Below are 24,198 nucleotides of genomic sequence, written 5' to 3'. Positions count from 1 at the left end.
CGATGAGGATTCGATGTCAACAGAAGCGGAGGCCGAGGCCCGCGTGGGGGACCTCGGTGAGGGCGCCGTCGGCGATGCGCACGGGCGACGGGTCGCGGAGCGCGCCGAGGGCGCCGAAACCGGCGTCCTCCACATCCTCCGCCATGGGCTCGGGAACTCCCGGCACCGAGCGCAGGCAGAGGGCGAGCTGGCCCGAGAGCTCCGGCAGCAGATGCGGGTGCACGGCGGCGCCGTAGACGCCCGCGATGGCCGCGATCCCGAGGAACGGGGTGATGCCGCCGACGCGGACGATGTTCGGCTGCACGATCTGCGCGGCGCCGGTGCGGAGGAAGTCGTCGAACCGGTACACGTTGTGCAGGTTCTCGCCGACCGCGATCGGGATGCCGCTCGACGCCGCCAGCCGCTTCGACAGCTCGTAATGGCCGTACAGGTCGTCGGCGCGCAGCGGCTCCTCGATCCAGGCCGGCGCGGCCTCCGCGAGCACCTCGAGCGAACGCGTCGCGCGATCGAGGTCCCACCGCTGGTTCGCATCGATCATGAGCTGCCGGTCGGGCCCGAGAACCTCGCGCACGGCCTTCATGCGGTCGAGGTCTTCCGCGACGTCGGGCTTTCCGACCTTCACCTTCACGGCGTCGAAGCCCGCGTCGACCCAGCGGCGCACCTGCGCCACCAGCTCGTCGGTCGAGTAGTGCAGGTTCACGCCCGACCCGTACGCGCGCACGCTCTCGCGCTGCGGACCGAGCCACTGCGCGACCGACCGCTCGTCGGCGCGTGCCGCGGCATCCCACAGTGCCAGGTCGAGCCCGGCCATCGCGATGGTCGTGATCCCGCCGCCACCCGCCTCATGGAGGTGCTCCCAGAGCGGCAGCCATCCTTCGCCCGGCTCGGCCGAGCGCCCGATCGCCCACGCCGTGATGTCGTGTGCGAGCAGGGCGTGCACCGCTTCGGCGCCGATCTGCGGCGTCCACGAGAAACCCCAGCCCTCGGCGCCGTCCGAGCGCACGACGTGGGTGGCCACGACGCCCACCGACGTCAGGTCGGCCGCCCACGGCCGCGTCAGCGGCACGCGCACGAGGCGCGCGTCGAACGAGGCGATCGTGGTGCGGGGCGAGGCCGCCGTCGATGGCGCGGCGGAGGTCACAGGAGTGCTCGCCCCGCTTCGAGGATCTCGGCCAGGCGCGCCTCCTGCGCCGGGGTCGGGTCGACGAGCGGTGCGCGCACCGACCCGACGGGCAGGCCGCCCAGGCGGAGGCCGGTCTTGATGAGCGAGACGCCGAAGCCGGGGGTCTCGTCGCGCAGCGCGACGAGCGGCGAGTAGAAGCCGTCGAGCAGTTCGGCGCGGCGCGCCTCGTCGCCGTCGACGTACGCGCGGTAGTACGCGTTCGCGACCTCGGGGATCATGGCGAACGCCGCCGACGAGTACAGCGGGATGCCGATGCCGCGGTATGCGCCCTGGGTGAGCTCCGCAGTGAGCAGGCCGTTGAAGAACGCGAAGTCCTCGCGTCCCTCGGCTGCGACGGCGCGCACGATCTGCTGCGCGAGGCCGACGTCGCCGACGCCGTCCTTGAACCCCACGACCTTGGGGTTCTGCGCGAGGCGGCGCACCGAGTCGACGGAGTACTGCGCGGTGCCGCGGTGGTAGATGACGACGGGGAGATCGGATGCTGCCGCCACGGCCTCCACGTAGGCCACGAGCCCTGCCTGCGGACCGCCGACGAGGTACGGCGGCAGCACGAGCAGCGCGTCGGCTCCGGCGTCGGCGGCAGCACGCGCAAGGGTCGTCGCGTGGCCGAGCGGACCGCCGGTGCCGGCGACGACCGGCACGCGGCCGGCCACGGTCTCGGTCGCGATCTGCACGACGCGCGTCGCCTCGTCGGTCGAGAGGGCGTGGAACTCGCCCGTGCCGCACGCGGGGAAGACTCCGCCGGGGGAGTGCGCGAGGGTCGTGTCGAGGTGCTGCCGCAGCAGGCCTTCGTCGACGCGGCCGTCGGCGTCGAACGGGGTGACGGGGAAGAAGAGGATGCCGTCGAAGTTCACGCCAGCACGTCCTTTCGGGCGGAGTCGGTGGTGGGGGCGGAGTCGAAGCCGATCGGGTTCGCGGGGCCGGCAGCGGGCTCACCGAGCTCGCCGCGCCAGGTGTGGGCCGGGCGCCAGCCCAGCACGCGCCGGGCCTTCGCGTTCGAGAACGCGGGCGCCGTGCCGGTGAGCTCCGCCGCGAGCTCGTCCGAGCCGGGCACGAACTGCGGCAGCAGCTCGGCGAGCGGACGGCGTGCAAGCGCGTCATCGGCGCCGACGAAGAACACCTCGGCGTTCGGGATCTCGGGAAGTGCGACCAGGAGGGTGTCGACGAAGGTGGCGACGTCGCGCGCGTCGACATAGTTGAAGAGCGCGGGCGCCGACAGTGCGGGGTCGGCGAGACGCTCACGCACAGTGTGGCCCTGCTGCGTGAGTGCGCCCTGCCACTCCTCGGGGGCGATGACGTAGCACGGCCGGAACGCCGCGAAGCGAGTGGCATCGCCGGTCTGGCGCGCCAGCATCGCGATCGTCTGCTCGGCGAGGTGCTTCGACAGCGCGTACGCGTTCCACGGCTTCGGTGTCGTCTCCTCGTCGAGGGGGAACCGATCGGGGAGCCAGCCTGTGGGGCAGTTGTACCCGAGGACGGTCGGGCTCGACGCCGTCACGATCTTCGGGATGCCCGCGGCCACGCCGGCCGACATCACGTTGAGGGCCATCGTCGCGTTCGTGCGGAGGATGACGTCCTCGGGGGCGCTGAACGGCACGGCGATCGCGGCGAGATGGATGAGCGCGTCGGCCCGGGTGCCGGCGATCGCGCGGGTTGCGGCATCCGTGTCCGTCAGATCCACGGCGATCTGCTCGAGGCCCTGAAGCTCACCCGCTTCGGACACCGCGCGGTCGAGCGAGACCAGTTCGTGCCCGGCCGCGGCGAGTCCCGCGACGAGGCTGCGGCCGAGGCGCCCCGCCCCGCCGGTGACGGCGATGCGCGTCATGACCGGACGGCCTCGGCGCGCGCCGCGTCGCTCGCGAGGAAGCGGATGCCGAGGTCGGCGACCTGCACCGGCAGGCCGGTCTCGAGGGAGCGGTTGCCGGCGATGCCGACCGCGATGGAGCGGACGCCGTCTCGCCAGTCGGCGGGGCGGGCGAGCGGGTCGTCGCCCGGGCCCTCGAACACGTCGGCGAGCAGGAGCGCGTCGCCGCCGCCGTGGCCGTCGCTGTTGCCCTCGAGCGGCACTTCGTAGGCGGCCTCCCAGTGACGCTGGACGATGAGGCGTTCGCCCTCGGGGCGGAGCGACCCGGTCGTGCCGGCGTCGCTGGCGGACGGGTCGAGCACCGGGTGCAGGCCCTCGTCAGCCAGGACGGCGCCGCGTTCGACGACCTCGAGCTCCGCCCGGCCGAGGGTGCCGTTGACCGCGACCCGATACCCCTCCCAGGGTGAGTGGGCGTTCAGCGAATAGCTCAGCGTCGCACCGGAGGCGTAGTCGACCACGAGGGCGAGGTTGTCCTCGATGGTGATCCCCTCGCCGAACACGTCGCGGTCGCGCAGGTACCCGTCGTGCTCCTCGGCGTCGAGGTACAGAGCCTTGAGACGTTCGTCGTCGCGGAGGTCGAGCTCGAAGGCATCGCCGCCGTCGTGCGTCCCGCGGGCAGGACGGTCGCCGAGGCCGCGGGCGGCGGCGTTGTCGGCGCCGTAGAACCGCAGCGCGCCCGACGCGTAGACGCGGCGCGGTGCGGAGCGGATCCACCAGTTCACGAGGTCGAAGTGGTGGCTGGCCTTGTGCACCAGCAGTCCGCCCGAATGCTCCTTCTCGCGGTGCCAGCGGCGGAAGTAGTCCGCGCCGTGCTTGGTGTCGAGCACCCACGAGAAGTCGACCGAGGTGACCTCGCCGATGGTGCCGTCCTGGATGACCTGACGCAGCGCGGAGTTGCGCGGCGAGTAGCGGTAGTTGAACGTGATGACGACCTGCCGGCCGGTGCGGTCGATGGCGTCCTCGATGGCCGCCGCGGAGGGCCCGTCGATGGTGAGCGGCTTCTCGACGACGACGTCGGCGCCGGCATCGAGCGCCCGCACGATGAGCGGGGCGTGCAGATCGTCGCGTGCACAGATGACGACGCGGTCCACCTGCTGCTCGCGGACCATCGTCTCGAGGTCGTCGGGCCCGTAGACCGCGGGAGCGGCGAAGCCGGCTTCGACGACACGATCGACGTAGTACTGCGCGCGCACCGGGTTCGGCTCGCAGATCGCGACCAGGGCGGCGTCGTCGCTGTACCGTCCGATGATCGCGTCGACGTACATCTGGGCGCGGTGTCCCGCGCCGACGAGGGCGTACCGGCGGTGGCTCATCTCACTCCTTCAGGAAACGTTTTCTCAGAGTATCATGCTACGCGTCGGAAAGCGCTCGCCGGGGTGATCAGGCCGCCGGGCCGGTCGTGCCGCGGATGGTCAGCTCGGGAAGGACGGTCAGCGGATGCCCCGGCTCCGCGCCCTCGAGCAGCTCTCGCATGCGCGACCAGGCCTGCACGCCGAGCTCCGTCGCGGGCACGGCTGCCGTCGTCAGCGGGGGAGTCGTGTACCGGGCGAACGGGATGTCGTCGAACCCCACGATGGAGAGGTCCTCGGGTACGCGGCATCCGCTCGCCTGCACGGCGCTCAAGAGGCCCATCGCGACGAGATCGTTGAAGGCGAGCGCGGCCGTGGCCCCTGACGCCAGCACGGCGCCACCTGCGGCGGCACCCGCCTCGAAGTCGACGCCGCACGGGATCTCGGTGACGTGCGTCTCGGGATGCTCGGCGGCGAACGACGCGATCGCCTCGAGGCGCGCGGTGTTGGCGACGCTGCCCGGTGCGCCGGCGAGGAAGACGATGCGCCGGTGCCCGAGCCGGTGGAGGTGGTCCAGCTCGGCGGCCAGTGCCGTGCGGTAGTCGGCGCGCACGTGCGGCACGTCGCCCGAGGCGCGATTGATGAGCACGACCGGCCGCAGTCCGCCGACGAGCCGGTCGAGCTCGTCCTGCGGCAGGCGCGGCGCGCAGAGGATCACGCCGTCGGTGCGCCGCCGTGTCGTGCCCGCGAGCACGCGCTCCTCTTCGACGGACTCCGCCGAGTCGGCGACGAGCACGTGGTAGTCGTCGGCCGCGGCGGCGTGGCTGAGTCCCCGCAGGATCGCCTGGAACGTCGGGTTGCCGAGGTCGGGGACGACCACTGCGACGGTCTGGGTGCGACCCAGCACGAGGCTGCGCGCGACCGGGCTCGCGGTGTAGTCGAGCTCCGCGGCGGCGGCCTTCACGCGTTCGGCGAGCGCCGGATCCACGGTGGGGTTGCCGTTGAGTGCGCGCGACACCGTCGACAGCGACACCCCCGCTCGGGCGGCGACGTCGGCGATGGTCGCGCGCGTCGAGCGATCGGCGCGGGGCGGTCGAGGCATCCGTGTCTCCCTGGGTCTCGGCGCGCTCAGCCTACCCGGAAACGTTTCCTCACCCGGCCATATCGCCGCCGGCGTCGACCTCCGCGCCCGTCAGCTGCGCGGCGGCGTGCTGCCCCGCACGATCACCTCGAGCGGGAGCTGCGGCTCGGCCGCCTCCCACTCCGGGTCGGTGGCGGCCTGCAGGGCGCGGTAGCCGAGGTCCTCGAGGGGCACGCGCACGGTCGTGAGACCGGGGCGGATGTCGCGGCCGGTGGCGATGTCGTCGAAACCCGCGACCGCGATGTCGGCGCCGACCTGGCGTCCGGCGTCGCGCACGGCCGACATGATGCCGATCGCGACGACGTCGCTGATGCCGAAGATCAGCGTGCCCGCGGGCACGTCGGCCTCGAGCAGCTCCGACGCGGCCGTGTAGCCGGCGTCGCGCGTGAACCCGGTGCGTCGTACTTCGCGGACGCTCCCGCCCGCGGCCGTGAAGCCCTCGGTGAAGCCTTCGAGGCGGTCATCGGACGTGCGGATGCCCTCGGATGCCGCGACCACGATCGCGTCGCGATAGCCCAGCCGCGCCAGCTCGGCGCCCAATGCCGCCGAGCCCCCACGGTTGTCGACGGCGACCGAACGGGCGGTGCCGCCGCCAGGGCCGACGACGACCACGCGGCCGCCCATGTTCGAGAACGCCTCGAGCTCGCCCTGCAGCCCGACGGCGTCGGGGCCTTCGACGCGAGAGGCCGCGAGGATCAGGCCGCGCGGTCGTTGTCCGCGCAGGGCCCGCACCAGCTTGACCTCGCGCTGCGGATCGCGCTCGGTGATCGCGATCGTGACGACGAGGCCGGCCTCGTCGGCGCCGCGCGCGACGCCGGAGGCGAGTTGACCGAAATAGGGGTCGGCGATGTCGGCGACCAGGAGCGCGACGATGGCGGCGGTGCCTCGCGCGGTGGCCTGGGCGGAGAGATTGGCCGTGTAGCCGAGCTTCTCGGCGGCGGTCTCGACGCGCTCGCGGTAGCTCTCGGCCACCTTTCGCGTCGAGCCGTTGAGCACCCGTGACGCGGTCGCGAGCGAGACCCCAGCCTCGCGCGCGACATCGTGAAGGGTGGCGGCGCCTCGGGTAGGCGCGATGATGTCGCTCACAGGCCAGAGTCTAGAGCCTGTGTCCGGTTCCGGCGATAGATTGGGAAGCGATTTCCCCCCTCCTTTTCCCCAGTTGAGGAACGACATGCCCCGCACTGCAGCGCCGCACTTCGCCTCCGCGTCCGAGGTGCGCCTCACCGGCGCCGATCTCGACGCGCAGCGCACCGTCGGCGTGACGCTCCAGCGGCTCGATCCCGAGCGGCTCCTCGCGCCCTTCCGTCGCGAGGCCGGGCTCCCCGCGCGGGCCGAGAACTACGGCGGGTGGGAGTCCGACGGCCTCGACGGGCACACGGCCGGTCACGTGCTGTCGGCGGCGAGCACGCTGAGCGCCGCGGGGGACGCGGATGCGGCGGCTCTCGCGCAGACGCTGGTGCGCGGCATCCGGGAATGCCAGCTCGCCAGGGGGTCGGGCTATGTGGGCGGCGTGCCCGACGGTGAGGCCCTGTGGGACGAACTGCGCGCCGGGCGCGTCGAGGTGGGGGCGTTCCACCTCAACGGCCGCTGGGTGCCGCTGTACAACCTGCACAAGATCGTCGCGGGGCTCGTCGACGCGGTCGAGCTGACCGGCGACCCGGCCGCGCGCGAGACGCTCGAGCACCTGGGTACCTGGTGGCTGCGCACTGCGGGCGACCTCGACGACGAGGCGTTCGAGCGCATCCTCGAGTGCGAGTTCGGCGGCATGACCGAGGCGTTCGCGCGACTGGCGCTGGTGCTGCAGGATGCTGCGTACCTGCGGCTCGCCCGCCGGTTCGCGCGGCGCGGGCTCGTGGAGCCGCTCGCGGCCGGCCGCGACGAGCTCGACGGCCTCCACGCGAACACGCAGATCCCGGTGGCAGTGGGCTTCGCGACCATCGAGCGTGCGGCGCGCGTGCTCGCGCCCGAGCTGCTGCCCGACATCGAGCCCCGCGAGGGCGCCGCCGCGCGCGTGTTCTTCGACCGGGTTGCGCGCCACCGCAGCGCCGCGATCGGCGGCGACAGCGTGCGCGAGCACTTCCCGTCGGGCTTCGCGAGCATGTTCATCGCCCGCGAGGGCCCCGAGACCTGCAACACGCACAACATGGTCAAGCTCGCGGCCGAGCTGCACCACCTCACCGGCGACGACGCCTACCTGCTGTGGGCCGAGCGCGCGAGGGCCAACCACCTGCGTTCGGCGCAGCATCCCGGTCACGGCGGACTCGTGTACTTCACGCCGCAGCGGCCCGCGCACTACCGCGTGTACTCGCCGGAGGCGGAGGGCTTCTGGTGCTGCATGGGATCGGGCTTCGAGGCGCAGGCGCGCCACGGCGCGCTCGTCTACGCGACCACGGGCGACGAAGTGCGCGTCAACGCCCTCGTGCCGTCGCGCGCCGTGCTCGGTGGGGTCGAGGTCGCGCTCGACGTGGACGACACCACCGATCCATCATGCGTGCGCGCGACGCTCGAGGTGGTCGCGGCCCACGCCGTGCGCCTCGCCGTGCTCGTCCCCGACTGGGTCGACGGCGACGCGCCCGCCGTCATCGACGGGACTGCGCAGACGGATGCCGCCACCGCCGCCGCGGGCACGCGCCTGGTGGTCGAGCTCGGCGCCGGGACGTCCGTCGTGACGCTGACGCTCCCGCGACGGCTGCGCTTCGAGCAGCCCGCCGATGGCTCGGCGTGGGCCTGGATCGTCGACGGACCCGACGTGCTGGCGCAGCGACAGCCCGACGACGCCGTCGCGTACCGGGGCACCGGCGCGCGCATGGGGCACATCGCCGTCGGGCCGCTGCGCCCGCTTGCGGAGACGCCGGTGCTGGCCCCCGGCGCGCTCGCTCGCGCGCTGCGTCTCGGCGCCGGCCGGGTGCGGGTGCCCACGGCCGACGGCAGCAGCGTCGAGCTCGAGCCGTTCGCCGGCATCCACGACGCGCGCTACACGCTGTCGTGGCCACTCGCCGCGGACAGCAGCACCGCGTCCGCCGCCGAGCGTCGCGCGGAGCTCGAGCGGATCGACGCCTCCTCGCTGGGACTCGAGGCACGTACCCGCGACGTCATCGCGTTCGGCGAGCAGCAGCCGGAGTCGGATCACGGCCTGTCCGCATCCGACGAGGAGATCGGCGTGCACGCAGACGCGCGCTGGCGCCGCACCCGAGGCGCGATCACAGCGACCCTGCGCGACTGGAGCGGCACGGCCGAGACGTTGCGTGTCTCTTGGCTGGGCGGCGACGACGACGCGCACCTGCGGATCACCGTCGGCGCAGCCGTGGTCCTCGACGAGCCGGTGCCCGCAGGGTCCGGTGACGAGACCCGCGAGGTGCCGCTCGGCGCTGCGACCGGCACGGTGGAGCTTCCCGTGCGCCTCGAGGCTGCAGGCTCGGCGACGCCCCGCCTGCGCGAGCTCCGGCTGCTGTCAGCGGCATCCGACCGCTGACTCCGAGCACGCCCTGCTCCGCAGTCTCGTTCGGCGACTTCGCTCGTCGCGGACTCGCCGAAGGTGACTGCGGAACAGGGGTGCGCGGTGATGACGAAGCGCCCGCGGGGACGCCGGTGGGTCGGCGTGCCCGCGAGCGCTTCTGAGCTCGCGGAAGCGTCGTCAGCTCGCGACGCGGGCGCGGAGGGAGGGCGAGACGGATGCTGCGAACCCGGCGGCCGTGCGCTGCACGGCGATGAGCGGGTCGGTGGCCCAGATCTCCTCATTGAAGATCTCGACCTCGATGTCGCGGTCGTAGCCGGTCGCCTCGACGGCCTCGGTCAGCGACGCGAAGTCGATGACGCCGTCGCCCGGGTAGTGGCGGCTGAGCAGCGGGTCCGCCGCGAGCGGCGTCTTCCAGTCGCACACCTGGTACGTCGCGATGCGGCCCTCGCGGCCCGCGCGCTCGATCGAGGCCAGCACGTCGGGGTCCCACCAGATGTGGAACGTGTCGACGGTGGCGCCGACGACGGCGGAGTCGAAGTCCGCGGCGATGTCGAGCGCCTGCCCGAGCGTCGAGACGACGCAGCGGTCGGAGGCGTACATCGGATGCAGCGGCTCGATGGCGAGCGTGACGCCCGCGGCCGCAGCATCCGGTGCCAGCTCGCCGATCGCGTCGCGCACCCGCTCGCGCGCGCCCACGAGGTCGCGGGACCCCTCGGGCAGGCCGCCCGCGACGAGCACGAGGATCGCGGTGGACCCCTCGGCGCCCGCCGCAGCGAGCGTCGCGGCCTCTTCGATCGCGACGCGGTTGTCGTCGATCGACGCGCGGCGCGCGGGGCCTTCGGGCATCGTGAAGAAGCCAGAGCGGCAGTGGGTCGTGAAGCGCAGGCCCGAGTCGGTCAGCATCGAGGCCGCGGTCCTGAGGCCGACCTCCTGCACCGGCTCGCGCCAGAGGCCGATCGCCTGCACGCCCGCCTCAGCGGTCACGCGCAGGGCGGTCGCGAGGTCGGCGTGCTTGATGGTGGCCTGGTTGATCGACAGGCGGGGGTCGGGGGCGTTCATGCGCGGCCCTCCTTCAGACGTGCTCCGAGCGTGGCCGCCGACGCGCCAGCAGGCGACCACACTCGGAAGGCGATGGCGGTGGCCGCGCTCACGCGATCACCCCGGGAACATCGATGCCGTTGTGGCGCAGCATCCCGTGCCAGCGGATGGCCGCGAGCTCGGGACGCTCGAGGGCGAGCGACGAGTTCGCGAGTTCGACGATGCGCGACAGGTGCGGAAGGCTCCGCGCCGAGTGCAGCCCGCCGACCATCTGGAACGCGGGCTGGTGCCCGTTCAGCCACGACAGGAAGGCGACGCCGGTCTTGTAGTAGAAGGTCGGCGCGGCGAACACCTGGCGGCTGAGCTCCTCGGTCGGGCCGAGGATCTCGAGATACCGGGCGGGATCGCCGGCGTCGAGCGCCTGGATCGCGGCCGATGCGACCGGCGTGATCGCCGCGAACGCGCCGAGGAGGGCGTCGGAGTGCTGGCGCGGGCTCTCGGGGTTGCGCTCCGGCTGCGTCGCGTCGGGCACGTCCTGGCCGCCGATGAGGCCGACGTAGTTGAAGTCGTCGCCGGTGAACATGCGCACGCCCTCGGGCAGGCGCTCGCGCACCGACACCTCGGATGCGGCGTCGAGCAGGCTCATCTTCACGCCCGCGACCTTGTCGACGTTCTCCTCGATGATCTCGAGGAGGACCGCGGACGCCTCGCGCCAGTCGGCCGAGCCGAAGTAGCCCTCGAGCGCCGGGTCGAACGCCGTGCCCAGCCAGTGGAGCACGACCGGCACGGTCGCCGACTGCAGCACCTCGCGGTAGACGTGGCGGTAGTCGTCGGCCGACTCCGCGACGCGCGCCAGGTGGCGCGACGCCATGAGGACGGGGCCCGCGCCCTGCTCCTCGGTGAAGTGGAGCTGCTCCTTGTAGGCGTCGATGACCTCCTGCAGCGAGATGTGCTCGGCTTCGACGTGATCGGTGTTGACCCCGACCACGACCGACCCGCCCTCTTCGCGGGCGACCTCGGCCGATCGCGCAATGAGGTCGCGCGTCGCGGCGGCGTCGAGGCCCATGTTGCGCTGGGCGGTGTCCATGGCGTCGGCGACGCCCAGACCCCACGAGTACACCGCGCGGCGGAAGTCCAGCGTCGCGTCCCAGTCGACCTCGGCCGGCTGACCGGGGGTGTTGTCAGCCCAGGTCTTCGGCACGACGTGCGCGGCGGCATACGCCACGCGGCTCTGGAGCGGGCCCTCGGGCTTGGTGTAGCCCGGCGACTCGTTCAGCTCGACGGGGGTCAGGGCTCCGGCGTCGGAGAGAAGTGTGAGCTTCGGCATCCGTCGTCCGATCAGTCCAGCGACAGCGTGGGCAGCTCGACCTTGCGGCCCTCGCGGCTCGACTGCAGGCCGGCCTCGGCGAGCAGCACGCCGCGCGCGCCCGACAGCAGGTCGAACTCGTACTCGGTGCCCTCGACATACGAGACGAGGAACTCCTCCCACTGCTGGCGGAAGCCGTTCTGGAACACGTCGTTCGTGGGGACCTCGGCCCAGTCGGCGTCGTAGTCGTGGTCGTCGGCGAGGTCGGGGTTCCACACCGGCTTCGGGGTGGCGTTGCGGTGCTGGATCTTCGCGCCGAACAGGCCCACGACGGCCGAGCCGTGCGTGCCGTCGACGTGGAACTCGACGAGCTCGTCGCGGTTCACGCGCACGGTCCACGACGAGTTGATCTGCGCGACGATGTCGCCCTCGAGCTCGAAGATGCCGTAGGCGGCGTCCTCGGCGGTGGCGGTGTAGTGCTCGCCCTTCTCGTCCCAGCGGTCAGCGATGTGCACGGCGGCCTGCGCGTAGACCGTCTTGACCTCGCCGAACAGGTTCTCGAGCACGTAGTTCCAGTGCGGGAACATGTCGACGATGATGCCGCCGCCGTCCTCGGCGCGGTAGTTCCACGACGGGCGCTGCGCGGGCTGCCAGTCGCCCTCGAAGACCCAGTAGCCGAACTCGCCGCGCACCGAGAGGATGCGGCCGAAGAAGCCCGAGTCGATGAGGCGCTTGAGCTTCTGCAGGCCCGGGAGGTACAGCTTGTCGTGCACGACGCCCGTCTTGACGCCCGCCTCCTGCGCGAGCTTCGCGAGCTCGAGGGCCTCGTCGACCGTCTCAGCCGTGGGCTTCTCGGTGTAGATCGTCTTGCCGGCGGCGATCGCCTTGCGCAGAGCCGAGGCGCGGGCCTTCGTCACGAGGAAGTCGGCGTAGATCTCCCAGCGCGGGTCGGCGAGGGCGGCGTCGAGGTCGGTCGTGTAGTCCTCGATGCCGTGCTTGGCGGCGAGCTCGGCGAGCTTGGCTTCGCTGCGGCCGACGAGGAGCGGCTTCACGGTGACCTTGGTGCCGTCGGGCAGTTCGATGCCGCCCTGCTCGCGGATCGCGAGGATCGATCGCACCAGGTGCTGGCGGTAGCCCATGCGGCCCGAGACGCCGTTCATGATGATGCCGATCTCACGCACGGTGGGACGGACGGATGCCTCGGCCGAGGCCGGGGCGAGAGTCGTGTCAGTCATGGGGTCCTGCTTTCTGCTCTGAAGGCTGTGGGTACCCTGCTTCACGGTCGGGACCGGAAGAAATGGGTAAACGCTTTCCAATAGTGTGACACGGGATCGGACCCTGCGCAAGCGCTTTCCCAGCAGCATCCGATCACCGTCTGTTCAGGCGCGCAAGAGCACACACCCGTGGGGCTCGAGCGAGACCCGTACGACCGAGCTGCCGGGGGCGACGCTGCGCGCGGCGTCGGACTGCTCGTGCACGGCTTCGACGGGCAGGGATTCTGAGCTCCAGACGTCGAGGACCGCCCTCGGCGCGGGACCCAGCCCGAGGGAGCGGGTGTCGAACGGCACCGCGCGCGCCTCGTCGGCGGTGTTGAAGACCGCGACCCAGCGCGTGTCGCCGCGCTCGGCTGTCCAGATCACGAGGTCCCGCTCGCGCAGCAGCTCGCGGTTGCCCGTGGAGTCCCGCAGGATCTCGAGCACGTCGGCGTTCTGGAAGAGCGCGATCGTCTCGGGCGCGCTCGTTGGCAGATCGCCGCCGATCATGAGCGGGGATCGCGCCATGACCCACAGCGTGACGAGGGTCCGGCGCTCGGCGAGCGTGAGCGCACCCTCGCGCGGCTCGCCGCGCTCGGCGCGGATGCCGATGCGGCCGAGCGGCAGCATGTCGGCGTCGGGCCAGCCCTCGGGGCCGGCGAACGGCGCCCAGCGGGCCAGTCGTGCGAAGTTCGCGACGACGTCCTCCCACCGGTCCCACAGATCGTCGCAGATGCGCCACATCGTGGCGTTCTCGCGAAGATGCTCGAGATGGGCGGCCGACAGGTCACGGCCCGGCGACAGCGACAATGCGATCTCGCGCGGCGCGGTCTCGATCGCGGTCGAGAGGGCCTCGATCTCGGCGGCCTGGTACGGCCACAGCATGTCGTCGGCCTTGATGAAGTCGACGCCCCACAGCGCGTACTGGTCCGCGATCGAGTGGTAGTAGGCCGCCGCGCCGGGCGTGCCGTGGTCGAGACCGACGTAGTGCGGGTTCCACTCGCAGGCGTTCGACGGGTCGGCGATGCCGGCCGCGGTCGCCTCGACGCCCAGTACCGGCAGGTCGCGATCGACCGCGATCCGCGGGATGCCGCGCATGATGTGGATGCCGAACCTCAGCCCCAGCTCGTGGATGCGCTCGGCGAGCGGCCCGAAGCCCGCACCGCCGGCCGCCGAGGGGAAGCGCACCGGGTCCGGCTGGACCCGCCCGAACTCGTCGATCACCAGCGGTGCGGACTCGTTGTAGCCGTGCGACCGGGCGGTCGGATCCGCCCAGTCGATGTCGACGACGATCGTGTCCCATCCGTGGGGGAGCAGGTGCTCGGCCATGAACTCGGCATTCGCCAGCACCTCGGCCTCGGTCACGGTCGTGCCGTAGGAGTCCCAGCTGTTCCAGCCCATCGGCGGGGTGGCGGTCTTGCGCAGCGTCATCGCTGTCTCGTCTTCCTTGTCGTGGCGCTCAGCGGATCTCGCACCAGAGAGCGCGCTGGTCGATGCGGGCATCGGCGAGCTCGCACAGCCCGTCGGTCGACGCCGCGAGGCGGGCGGCGGCGTCCGCCGGCAGATGCACGCCGGTGTCGCGGCGCAGGGGAAGGATGTGCAGCTCGACGTGGGCGTCGGGGCCGGCGCCGATGTCGCGGAGGTTGGCGACGAGCTCGGAGCCGTCCCAGAACCGGTCGGTCGCGGTCGCGCCGTCGACGCGCAGCTGCGCGATGTCGCCCGCCCAACGCACGCGGAGCACGGCGTCGGCATCGAGGCCCTCGGGAATCTGGAGCCGGTACACCGCCGCGTGGGCGTCGAGCACGGTGTCGTCGGGCGCGGCCTGCCGGCCGTCGCGCGCGCCGTACTCCCCGGACGGCGAGGTCGCCTCTCGGAGGAGACGGACCGCGACAGTGGCTGTGACCGGCGCCCCGTCCAGATGCTCCCGGTCCGGCGCGTGCCAGGATCCGCCCACGTACTCCCGTACGTCGGGAGCGTCACCGCTCGTGCGCACCCGCACGCGGCCTGCGGCGTCCCACGTGAGCTCGTCCGATGAGACCAAGAGGCGTCGCCCGCCCGTCGCCGCGTCGACGACCCACACCCGCGGGGCCTCCGCGGCGGGGAGCACGAGCACGTCGAGCGCGGCGCCGTCGGCCCCTGCGATCCGCACCGGCGCGGCACCCGGCGTGGCGGCGTGGGCGAAGCCGCCGTGAGCGACCTCCACGGGGATGCCGGCATCCTCGATCAGGACGAGCGTCGGCGGGGTGCCCGCCGACTCCGGCAGCACGGTGACCGCGGACGCCGTTGCCCAGTCGATCGTGACGCCGCTGACCTCGAGACCGAGCGGCCAGCGCGCGAGGGTGCCGGGCGGGATGTCGACCGGCGCACTCGGCAGCTCGATCGTGCCGTGGCTCGTGTCGACGCTGAGGCGCGCGCCGCGATACGCCGGCAGCGGCACGTGCGGCTGGTGCCGGCCGATGAAGACGAACCCCGAGCCGTTCTCGGCACGCAAGGCCCAGCGAAGGGTCTCGGCGTCCTCGACGCCCGACGGTCGCACCTCGGGCAGGTACGACGCCATCGGCGCGAGCCGCTCGCCGAACGCCTCGACGAACGCGTGCTGCAGGCGCAGGGCCGCATGGCTCGGCGCCGTGCGGCCGGACTCGCCGATCGGCGCGTGGAAGTCGTAGCTCAGCCGCGTCATGTCGTTGGGGTAGCCCGTGGCCTGCGTCTCCTCGAGACCCGGCCCGGGGTTCGTGCCCCCGGCGTACATGTAGTAGCCCTGCCACGCCGAGCCGCTGCCGAGCTTGGCGTGCGCGACGGCGGCGATGTCGAGCGCGTCCAGGCGCGGTCGGCGGTGGTAGGCCGTGGCCATGCCCCCGCCGAGTTCGCACGTGGCGGCGGGGAACCACGGCGACAGCTCGGCGCGGTGGCCGGCCTCCTCGCCGCGCACGTCGGCGCCGATGCCGGGATCGTCCCAGGTGTCGGAGAAGAAGTAGTGCGCGCGGAACGTCGGGTCCCACGGCTCGCCGGGGTCGACCCAGAAGCCGTCGCCGTACCCGCCCCACAGCGGAAGGACCTCGGGGTCGGGCAGATCCGCGCCACCCCACGCCGTCGCCGTCCACAGCGGCGCCGACAACCCTGCCTCGCGGGCCAGCCGCTTGAGGGTGACGAGGTGGCCGGGCTGGTCGTACAGCTCGTTGTCGAGCTGGATCCCGAGCACCGTGTCGGGCGTGCAGCGGCCGTCGAGCGCGGCCGCGAGCCGGCCGAACCACTCCGCAACCAGCTCGAGATACGCGGGGTCGTCGGTGCGATGCTGCACGGGCAGCTGCTGCACCCAGTCGGGGAAGCCGCCGTTGCGCATCTCGCCGTGCGCCCACGGCCCGATCCGCAGGATGATCTCGAGGCCTTCGGCGCGCACGGCGTCGACGAAGGCAGCGACGTCGTAGCGCCCGTCGAAGCGGGTCTGACCGCGCACCGGCTCGTGGTGCAGCCAGAACACGTAGGTCGACACGACCGAGATGCCGCCGGCGCGCATCAGCCGCAGCCGCTCGGTCCATCGCTCGCGCGGCACGCGCGTGTAGTGCAGCTCGCCCGACACCGGCAGCCACGGCCGGCCGTCACGCAGCAGCCCGCGGCTGGTGAGAGAGAGTCCGGGGCGCACGTCCTCCGTGTTGGCCATGGCAGGGAGCAGCGTTTCGCGGGGCTCTCCCGTGGCGTCGGCTCGCAGCATCCGCGTGTCCGTTCAGTGGGTCAGGTCAGGAAAGGAGGGGATGCGAGGAGCGGAGGAGACAATGCCGGCCGAGGATCCTCCGCCGGTCACATCTCCTCCGCCCGTCGCGGTTTCAGGCGAGCCGGATCGCCGTCCACGACACGGCCGGCAGTGCCAGCGACAGCAGTTCGCCGTCGACGGATGCCTCGGCCTCGCGCACACCGACACGCTCGGGGTCTTCGAGCGTGTTGGCCGCGTACAGGTCGTCGTCGTGCAGGAGGTGCGACTCGACGATCGCGACCTCGCGGCCGAGAGAGCGCACCAGCGGAGCGAGGTCGACGCGGAGGTCCGCGGCATCCGTCGTCGAACGGTTCACGACGAACAGCGACACGCCCTCGTCGTCGATGGTCGCGACGGCGTTCACGGTCTCGACCTCGCCGAGCTTCTCGCTCGTGAAGGTGCCCGCCGACACCGGCACGCGCACGGCGCGGCCATGGGCGAGGCGCGACGTGATCGAGAAGGGGAAGAACGTGGTCTGTCGCCACGCGGGGCCGCCCGGCTCGGTCATGATCGGCGCGATCACGTTGACGAGCTGTGCGAGCGACGCCGAGCGCACGCGGTCGGCGTGCTGCAGCAGCGTGATCATGAGGTCGCCGAAGACCACCGCGTCGAGGGCGTGGTACTTGTCTTCGAGCAGTCGCGGCGCGACCGGCCAGGCGCCGCCCTTGAACTCGTGGCCCGACTCGCTGCCGTCGGCGTTGTGGAGGTACCAGACGTTCCACTCGTCGAACGAGATCATGATGCGCTTGTCGCTCTTCTTGGTCGCCGCGACCGTGTCGGCGATCGCTGCGACCGACTCGATGAAGCGCGCCATGTCGACGCCCGACGCGAGGAACTCCTGCGCGTTCCCGTCGTGCTCCTGGTAGTACGAGTGGCACGAGATGAACTCGACGTCGTCGAAGGTGTGCTCGAGCACGGTGCGCTCCCACGAGCCGAACGTCGGCATGCCGCGACCCGACGACCCGCAGGCCACGAGCTCGACACCCGGGTCGATCATCCGCATGGCCTTCGCGGTGCGCGACGCGAGCTTGCCGTAGTCCTCCGCATTGAGGTGCCCGACCTGCCACGGGCCGTCCATCTCGTTGCCGAGGCACCACATCTTCACGCCGAACGGCGTCTCGCGGCCGTTCTCGGCCCGCTGGTCGGTCCAGGCGGTCTGCGTGTCGGCGTTGGCGTACTCGAGCAGGTCGAGCGCCTCCTGCGTCCCGCGGGTGCCGAGGTTGACGGCGAGCATGAGCTCGCTCCCGACGCGGTCGAGCCACGTCTGGAACTCGTGCAGCCCGACCTCGTTGGTCTCGGTCGAGTGCCACGCGAGGTCGAGGCGGCGCGGGCGCTCGGCGACCGGGCCGACGCCGTCCTCCCAGCGGTAGCCCGACACGAAGTTGCCGCCGGGGTAGCGGATGGTCGAGACGCCCAGCTCCTTCACGAGATCGATGACGTCGGTGCGGAAGCCGTCGGCGTCGGCGGACGGGTGCCCCGGCTCGAAGATGCCGTCGTAGATGTGGCGGCCGAGGTGCTCGACGAAGCCGCCGAACAGGCGGCGGTCGATGTCGGCGATCTCGTAGTGCGGGTCGAGCCGCGCGGTGGCGTCGGTCGAAGAGGTCATGGATGCTCCTTCATCGGATCGGTCGGGGCCCGGCGTGCGACAGCGCCGCCGGTGGCGCGGATCAGCCGAGCGTGGGCTCGTGCCGCAGGATCAGCGAGATGGCCGCCGGCTGTGCGTGCAGCCGGTGCCGCGGCAGCACGCCCGGCCCGCACGTCGCGGTGCCGACGCCCGACTGGGCGAGATCGATCGACACGAACGTGCGTCCTTCGGGGGTCAGCTCCCAGTTGTGCGCGGCGGCGGCGAGGGACTGCCGGCTGTGCTGCGAAACCGTGAGCGCGAACGGGTGGTCGAGGGTCGACACGTGGAGCGCGCCGCCTTCCGTGACGATTCTGGCATCTCGGACCCCGGTTCGGGAACCGCTTTCCTGAGGTTTCACGTTGTCGACCGTGAGGTCGTGGGGGCCGAGGTGCCACCAGCCGAACCGGGCGCCCGAGCGGAGGTCGGGGTAGCTGTGCATCGGCCCGTAGCCGGCGACGTCCGCGCCGAGGGGCTCGCCCTCGAGCACCAGGTCCAGACCGAGCCGTGCCCACTCGGTCGTCCAGGTCGCGTTGGGCTCGAGCTCGACGTCGAGGCGCACGGCCCCGTCACCGACCGCGCTCCATCGCAGGGTGGCGTCGATCGCGCTGTCGAGGATGGGCGTGCCGGTCCGGGTGCGCACGACGACCCCGTCCGGGCCGGGGCGCAGGTCGACCAGGCGCGTCACCATGCGGTCGATGCCCGCGGCGCGCCAGCGCTCGGCATAGGGCGGCAGGTCGAGCTCGTCGTTGCCGAGATCGCGGTCGTTGTCTGTCGGTGCTCGCCACACTCCCACCGTCGGGCCGGTGATCTCCAGGTCGCCCAGGCGCACGAGCCCGCCGGTCACCCTGTCGAAGTGCGCCGCGCCGACGCGGTCCTCGGTCACCTCGGCGACGATGCCGGGCGGCATGACAGGGCGGCCGTCGCACACCTGCTGGCCGCTCGCGAGCACGTGACCCGCGTCGGCCCACGGCGTCGCCACCGTCGTGAACGCTTCGATGGTGAGCACGTCGGCGACCTCGGCCGAGGCCGGCGTCCGTGCCTCGTCGGGCAGCTCGAGGGTGGCGACTTCGCGGGGGCCGCACGGCGGGACGGCGAGCGTGCCGGACGCGGTCCCCCGACCGTCGACGACGCGCGACCACCGCAGTTCGACGTGCCCGAGGTCGAGGAAGTCGTACCGGTTGGCGATGCGGACCGTCGTGCGCGCGCCATCGACGTCGATGACGACCGGCGCGATCACGGCCGCGTAGTGGAGCAGGCCGGGGCGCGGGTTGCGGTCGGCGTCCACGAGGCCGTCGATCACGAAGTTGCCGTCGTGCACGGCCTCGCCGAAGTCGCCGCCATAGAGGATGCGACTGCTGCCGTCCGGCCCGTCGACCGCGATGCCGTGCTCGATCCACTCCCACACGAACCCGCCGGCGTGCCGCGGGTAGGCCTCGAACAGGTCCCAGTACTCCTGCAGGCCGCCCGGACCGGTACCCATCGCGTGCGCGAACTCGCACTGCAGGAACGGCAGGGTCAGGCGGTGCGCCTGGGCCGGGGTGGCGTCGAAGGGAGCGGGCCGGAGCGTCTCCTCGCCGATCTCGCGTACCTCGTCGTGCGGCGCGTACATGCGCGAGTACACATCGACGTAGCGGCTCTCCCCGTCGCCCTCGTAGTGGATGAGGCGGCTCGGATCGGCGGACCTCGTCCACCGGGCCATCGCCTCGAGGTTCGGACCCACGTGCGATTCGTTGCCGAGCGACCACATGATGACGCTCGTATGGTTCTTGTCGCGGTGCACGGTGCGCTGTATGCGATCGAGGAAGGCGTCCCGCCACGCCGGGTCGGCGCTCGGGTTGCCGCGCCAGCCGACGTGCTCGAAGCCATGGGTCTCGAGGTCGCACTCGTCGATGACCCAGAACCCCAGCTCGTCGAAGAGGTCGAGCACATCCGGGTGCGGGGGATAGTGCGACGTCCGGACCGCGTTGATGTGGTGGCGCTTCATCAAGAGCAGCTCGTCGCGCGCGACCGTGGCGTCGAAGACGCGGCCATGCCGTGGGCGGTGCTCGTGACGGTTGACGCCGCGGAGCATGATCGGCTCGCCGTTCACGAGCAGGCGCGCATCGCGCACCTCGACCCGGCGGAAGCCGACCTTCAGTGAGACGGTCTCGGTCTCGGTGCGGACCTCGACGTCGTACAGGCGCGGTCGCTCCGCGTTCCAGGGCTCGACTCCGCCGAGCCGGATGGAGCCGTCGAGGGAGACGTCCACACCGAGCTCCTCGATCACGAGGCGGGCGCCGCCGCCTCCGTCCACCTCCGCCGCGACCTCGAGAATCCCTTCCGCTGCCTGATCGTCCCAGTCGGCGCGCACGAACAGGTCGTGGACGCCGCCGTCGGGGCGCGCGAGGAGGGTGACGCTGCGGAAGATCCCCGGGAGCCACCACATGTCCTGGTTCTCGAGGTATGTCGCGTCGCTGAACTGCGCCACCCGCACGGCCAGGCGGTTGACGCCCGCCACGAGCATGTCCGACACATCGAACTCGTGGGTGAGGCGGCTCCCGCGGGTCGTCCCGACGAGGGTGTCGTTCAGCCAGATCTCCGCCGCCGACTCGATGCCATCGAAACGCAGCAGACGCCGCCCGTGAGCGAGCACACCCGTGTCCGCGGTGAAGTCGAGGCGGTAGTCGCCGATCGGGTTCGCATCCGGCGGGAACGGCGGATCGACCGGGAACGGCATCTGCACGTTGGAGTACGCGGGAGAACCGTGCCCCTGGAGATTCCAGTGCCCGGGTACGTCGATGGGGCTCCATGAGGCCGTGTCGGCGTCGCGCCAGTCCGCGGGCGCGCTGCGTAGCGAGGGAGAGACCCGGAATCGCCAGCGCCCGTCGAGCGACTGCTGCGGAGCATCCGAACGCAGACGCGCGCGCGGAGCGATGGTGCCGGAACCGGGGCGGGTGGTGGCGATCTCCATGGATTCCTCGTCGATGAGTGGTGAAGACAGGCAACAGGCGCCCGCCGGAAGACGCTTTCCGACTCGCTGAGGCGAACCTGGGAAGACGCTTGCCCGATGGCGTACTTTGCATTAATGTCCTAACATCGTATCAGCGATCGACTCCGCCCCACGGTTCCGGAGCCGCACACAGGACGCGAAATCCCGCGCCCGATCGACAACGATGTTGGCCCCTGGTTCCCCGGGGCGAAAGGGAAATCCAATGAAGCATTCAATCCCAGCCCGCATGCGGGTGACTCTCGCCTTCGCCGCCGCGGCCGTCACCGCCGTCGCCCTCACCGGGTGCAGCGGTTCGGGCGACGCCGGCCCGTCGGACGAGCCCATCCAGTTCTTCCTCTCGGGCGACGCCAACCAGGGCGGCGGCTACGCGCACATGGCCGAGAAGTACGAGGAGGAGACGGGCGTCAAGGTCGAGATCGTCGACATCGCGAACGACGACCTCGCCACGAAGCTCCGCAACGCGGCCCAGGCGAACGACCTCCCCGCGATCGCCCGCGTCGGCGCTGTCGACCCGGTGTGGCGCAGCGAGGCCACCGACCTCTCCGACATCACCGACGGCAGCGAGATCCGCACCGAGCTGTCCGACAAGGACGACGACGGCAACGTCATCTCCCTTCCGTCCGACATCACCGCGGTCGGCATGTTCATCAACAAGACGCTGTTCGACGAGGCGGGGGTCGCGTACCCCACCAGCGAGGACGACATCTGGACGTGGGACGAGTACGTCGCCGCCGTCAAGCAGGTGCAGACCGCGACGGGCACCAGCTACGGCATGGTGATGGACAAGTCCTCGCACCGCCTGAAGGCGTTCCTGTACGAGTTCGGCTCGGACTACTTCCAGCCCGACAAGTCGGGTGAGTTCAGCACCAACGACCAGACCAAGGTCGCGCTCGAGTACTTCAACTCCCTGAACGACGACTCGTTCATGCCGCGCTCGGTGTGGCTGTCGGACGCCGACGGCAACGCGCTCTTCAAGAGCGGCGACGTCGTCTCGTACCTGTCGGGGTCGTGGCAGATCGCCGACTTCGCCGTGAACATCGCCGACTTCGAGTGGGCCTCGGTGTACATGCCGCAGGACGAGGAGCGCGCGACGAACTACGGCAACGCCGCATCCGTCGTCGTCTTCGACGGTCCGCAGCAGAAGGCCGCGCACGACTTCATCAAGTGGCTGTACGAGCCCGAGAACTACACCGAGCTCTCGGAGACCTCGTCGTTCATCCCCGCGATCGACGGGCTGGACATCACCTACGCGTCGCACGCTGAGGCGTTCGACATCTACAACCAGGACATCGCGGCGTCGCCGGCCATCGTGGGCGACATCAAGGCGATGGAGCTGCAGTACGGCGCGCAGAACGTGACGACCGACGGCGACCCGGTGCGCGACGAGACGGTCAAGTACCTGAACGGCGAACAGGATGTCGACACCACGATCAAGAACATCAACGCCCTGTTCACCGACCAGCTGGGTCCGCTGGAGTGACCATGTCCACCACCAAGTCCGTCGATGGTCGCAGCGCGGAGACGTCTGCGGTCATCACCCTGGAGCGGCGCGCGAAGCGCGCGCGCCGCTCCCGGCGGAGCTCGACGAGGTTCGTCCTGGCGCCGCTGTCGTTCATCGCGGTCGCGGTGGTGCTCTTCGGGCTCTTCTTCCTCTGGCCGGGCGCGCTCGGCCTCTGGTACTCGTTCACCGACTACAGCGGTGTCGGCACCCCTGACTTCATCGGGGCCGAGAACTACATCGAGCTCGCCCAGGACCCGGTGTTCTACTCGGTGCTCGGCCGCACCTTCCTCTATACGATCCTGTCGGTGCCGCTGCACTTCGCCGCGGCGCTCGGCATCGCGATGCTGCTGACGAGCTCGCTCGCCAAGGGCAAGTCGGCGGCCCGGATCATCTTCTTCCTGCCGTGGCTCATCTCGCCGATCGTCGCCGGTGTGATCTGGAAGTGGCTGTTCGGCGAGAACTTCGGCCTCGTGAACTACCTCATCGAGCTGATGGGCGGCAACGGCCTGCAGTGGGAGACGGACCCCAACCTCGCGCTGGTGCTCATCCTGATCGTGAGCACGTGGGGCGGAACGGCGTTCAACATGCTGCTGTTCATCGCCGCGATCCGCAACATCCCGCAGTCCTATCTCGAAGCCGCTCAGCTGGACGGCGCGAACGGATGGCAGCGCTTCCGCCGCATCATCCTGCCGCTGCTGCGTCCGACCTCGTTCATGGTGATCCTCCTCACCACGATCGGGTCGATGAAGGAGTTCGCGATGGTGCAGGCGCTCAACGGCGGTGGGCCCGGCACGTCGAACATGTTCATCGTGCAGTACATCTACCGCACCGGCTTCGAGCGTGCCGACGTCGGCTACGCCAGTGCCGCGTCCATGGTCCTCATGGTGATCCTCATCATCATCGCGCTCATCCAGATGCGCTTCGACAAGAGGAACGATCTCGCATGACAACTCTTCGATCCGCGAAGCGCTCGCGCCCTCGTGCCTCCCGGCCGCTGCGCTCCCTTCCGAGCACGCTGCTGCTGTGGATCCTCGCCCTCGGATTCCTGATCCCGGTCGCGTGGTTCATCCTCAGCTCGTTCAAGCCCGGCTCTGAGCTCTTCAGCCTTCCGCTGACGCTCTTCCCGAAGGACTGGACGGTCAGCGGCTACTCGACCGCCTGGAACCGCTTCAACTTCGCGCAGTACTTCCTGAACACGTCGATCGTGGCGATCGTCACGACCGCACTGACGGTCTTCGTCAGCGCGCTGACCGGCTACGCGTTCGCCAAGTACAAGGCGTGGTGGCTGAAGGCCTTCTTCATCTGCATCCTCGCCACGACGATGCTGCCGACCGAGGTCATCATGCCGAGCTCGTTCGCGGTGGTCCGCGACCTCGGCATGTACAACACCCTCGCGGGCATCATCGTGCCGTCGATCGTCACCGCGACCGGCATCTTCATGTTCCGTCAGTACTTCAAGACCGTCCCGGACGAACTGCTCGAGGCCGCGCGCATCGACGGTGTCTCGGAGTTCGGCGCGTTCTGGCGCATCATGCTGCCGCTCGCGAAGCCCATCGCTGTCGTGCTGGCCATCTTCTCGTTCCAGTGGCGCTGGAACGACTACATCTGGCCGCTCATCGTGCTGCGCGACCCCGACCGCTACACGCTGCAGGTGGCGCTGCGGTCGATCGTCGGCGCCGACAACGTGGACTGGTCGGTGCTGCTCGCTGCCTCCGTGATCTCGCTCGTCCCGATGGTGATCCTGTTCGCCGTCTTCCAGCGCCAGATCATGAACGCCGACATCAACTCGGGGCTGAAGGACTGAC

At 71.1% G+C, this 24,198-nt stretch carries 17 protein-coding genes; 4 read left to right on the top strand and 13 right to left on the bottom strand.

Going from position 1 to position 24,198, the window contains the following annotated elements:
• Nucleotides 1-16: 16 nt before the first annotated feature.
• The 6 genes from ASF40_RS18075 to ASF40_RS18050 form a co-directional block, all read right to left on the bottom strand.
• The gene (locus ASF40_RS18075; protein ID WP_082497186.1) at nucleotides 17-1,141 is read right to left on the bottom strand and encodes a mandelate racemase/muconate lactonizing enzyme family protein; all 1,125 of its coding nucleotides are present in this window, start codon (nucleotides 1,139-1,141) and stop codon (nucleotides 17-19) included.
• A complete protein-coding gene (locus tag ASF40_RS18070) occupies nucleotides 1,138-2,037 on the bottom strand; it encodes a 5-dehydro-4-deoxyglucarate dehydratase (protein ID WP_056371714.1) in 900 nt (299 codons plus the stop codon). The genes ASF40_RS18075 and ASF40_RS18070 overlap by 4 nt, the downstream gene beginning before the upstream one ends.
• On the bottom strand, nucleotides 2,034-3,008 hold the full coding sequence (locus ASF40_RS18065; protein WP_056371712.1) for an NAD-dependent epimerase/dehydratase family protein: 975 nt from the start codon (nucleotides 3,006-3,008) through the stop codon (nucleotides 2,034-2,036). The genes ASF40_RS18070 and ASF40_RS18065 overlap by 4 nt, the downstream gene beginning before the upstream one ends.
• Complete coding sequence (locus ASF40_RS18060) at nucleotides 3,005-4,360, bottom strand: Gfo/Idh/MocA family protein (RefSeq protein ID WP_056371709.1); 1,356 nt, start codon at nucleotides 4,358-4,360, stop codon at nucleotides 3,005-3,007. The genes ASF40_RS18065 and ASF40_RS18060 overlap by 4 nt, the downstream gene beginning before the upstream one ends.
• Nucleotides 4,361-4,427: 67 nt before the next feature.
• A complete protein-coding gene (locus ASF40_RS18055; protein WP_056371707.1) occupies nucleotides 4,428-5,438 on the bottom strand; it encodes a LacI family DNA-binding transcriptional regulator in 1,011 nt (336 codons plus the stop codon).
• A 90-nt stretch (nucleotides 5,439-5,528) separates the two neighbouring features.
• Entirely contained in the window at nucleotides 5,529-6,563 is a 1,035-nt protein-coding gene (locus ASF40_RS18050) for a LacI family DNA-binding transcriptional regulator (protein WP_056371706.1), read from the bottom strand.
• Nucleotides 6,564-6,648: 85 nt separating this feature from the next.
• Between ASF40_RS18050 and ASF40_RS18045 the strand changes: the two genes are divergently transcribed.
• The gene (locus ASF40_RS18045; protein WP_056371704.1) at nucleotides 6,649-8,949 is read left to right on the top strand and encodes a beta-L-arabinofuranosidase domain-containing protein; all 2,301 of its coding nucleotides are present in this window, start codon (nucleotides 6,649-6,651) and stop codon (nucleotides 8,947-8,949) included.
• A 162-nt stretch (nucleotides 8,950-9,111) separates the two neighbouring features.
• On the opposite strand, the gene ASF40_RS18040 is transcribed toward ASF40_RS18045, so the two are convergent.
• From ASF40_RS18040 to ASF40_RS18010, 7 genes are all read right to left on the bottom strand, one after another.
• Nucleotides 9,112-9,993, bottom strand: a complete 882-nt coding sequence (locus tag ASF40_RS18040) for a sugar phosphate isomerase/epimerase family protein (protein WP_056371702.1) — start codon at nucleotides 9,991-9,993, stop codon at nucleotides 9,112-9,114.
• Between the two features lie 88 nt (nucleotides 9,994-10,081).
• Nucleotides 10,082-11,299 carry a dihydrodipicolinate synthase family protein gene (locus tag ASF40_RS18035; protein ID WP_056371700.1) on the bottom strand — a complete coding sequence of 406 codons (1,218 nt, stop codon included), beginning with the start codon at nucleotides 11,297-11,299 and terminating at the stop codon, nucleotides 10,082-10,084.
• A gap of 11 nt (nucleotides 11,300-11,310) precedes the next feature.
• Complete coding sequence (locus ASF40_RS18030; RefSeq protein WP_181911818.1) at nucleotides 11,311-12,513, bottom strand: Gfo/Idh/MocA family protein; 1,203 nt, start codon at nucleotides 12,511-12,513, stop codon at nucleotides 11,311-11,313.
• Nucleotides 12,514-12,657: 144 nt separating this feature from the next.
• Nucleotides 12,658-13,962 carry an alpha-galactosidase gene (locus ASF40_RS18025; RefSeq protein ID WP_056371698.1) on the bottom strand — a complete coding sequence of 435 codons (1,305 nt, stop codon included), beginning with the start codon at nucleotides 13,960-13,962 and terminating at the stop codon, nucleotides 12,658-12,660.
• A gap of 28 nt (nucleotides 13,963-13,990) precedes the next feature.
• A complete protein-coding gene (locus tag ASF40_RS18020; protein WP_157549797.1) occupies nucleotides 13,991-16,189 on the bottom strand; it encodes a beta-galactosidase in 2,199 nt (732 codons plus the stop codon).
• A gap of 163 nt (nucleotides 16,190-16,352) precedes the next feature.
• Nucleotides 16,353-17,885: an arabinosylfuranosidase ArfA gene (arfA, locus tag ASF40_RS18015; RefSeq protein WP_056371693.1), complete on the bottom strand. Its 1,533-nt coding sequence runs from the start codon at nucleotides 17,883-17,885 to the stop codon at nucleotides 16,353-16,355.
• 61 nt (nucleotides 17,886-17,946) lie between these two features.
• A complete protein-coding gene (locus ASF40_RS18010) occupies nucleotides 17,947-20,853 on the bottom strand; it encodes a glycoside hydrolase family 2 TIM barrel-domain containing protein (protein ID WP_157549795.1) in 2,907 nt (968 codons plus the stop codon).
• Nucleotides 20,854-21,094: 241 nt separating this feature from the next.
• On the opposite strand from ASF40_RS18010, the gene ASF40_RS18005 reads away from it, so the two are divergent.
• From ASF40_RS18005 to ASF40_RS17995, 3 genes are read left to right on the top strand one after another with little or no spacing between them, the layout of a single operon-like run.
• A complete protein-coding gene (locus ASF40_RS18005; protein ID WP_082497184.1) occupies nucleotides 21,095-22,372 on the top strand; it encodes an ABC transporter substrate-binding protein in 1,278 nt (425 codons plus the stop codon).
• A 2-nt stretch (nucleotides 22,373-22,374) separates the two neighbouring features.
• Nucleotides 22,375-23,340, top strand: coding sequence for a carbohydrate ABC transporter permease (locus ASF40_RS18000; protein WP_056371687.1), 966 nt, complete (start codon nucleotides 22,375-22,377; stop codon nucleotides 23,338-23,340).
• Nucleotides 23,337-24,197, top strand: a complete 861-nt coding sequence (locus ASF40_RS17995; protein WP_056371685.1) for a carbohydrate ABC transporter permease — start codon at nucleotides 23,337-23,339, stop codon at nucleotides 24,195-24,197. Before ASF40_RS18000 ends, ASF40_RS17995 begins: the two co-directional genes overlap by 4 nt.
• The last annotated feature ends 1 nt before the right edge of the window (nucleotide 24,198 follow it).

This window comes from Microbacterium sp. Leaf288 (assembly GCF_001422925.1).
GTDB lineage: Bacteria > Actinomycetota > Actinomycetes > Actinomycetales > Microbacteriaceae > Microbacterium.
The sequence above is the reverse complement of the archived record's forward strand: the minus strand, read 5'-3'. Positions and strand labels throughout refer to the sequence as shown.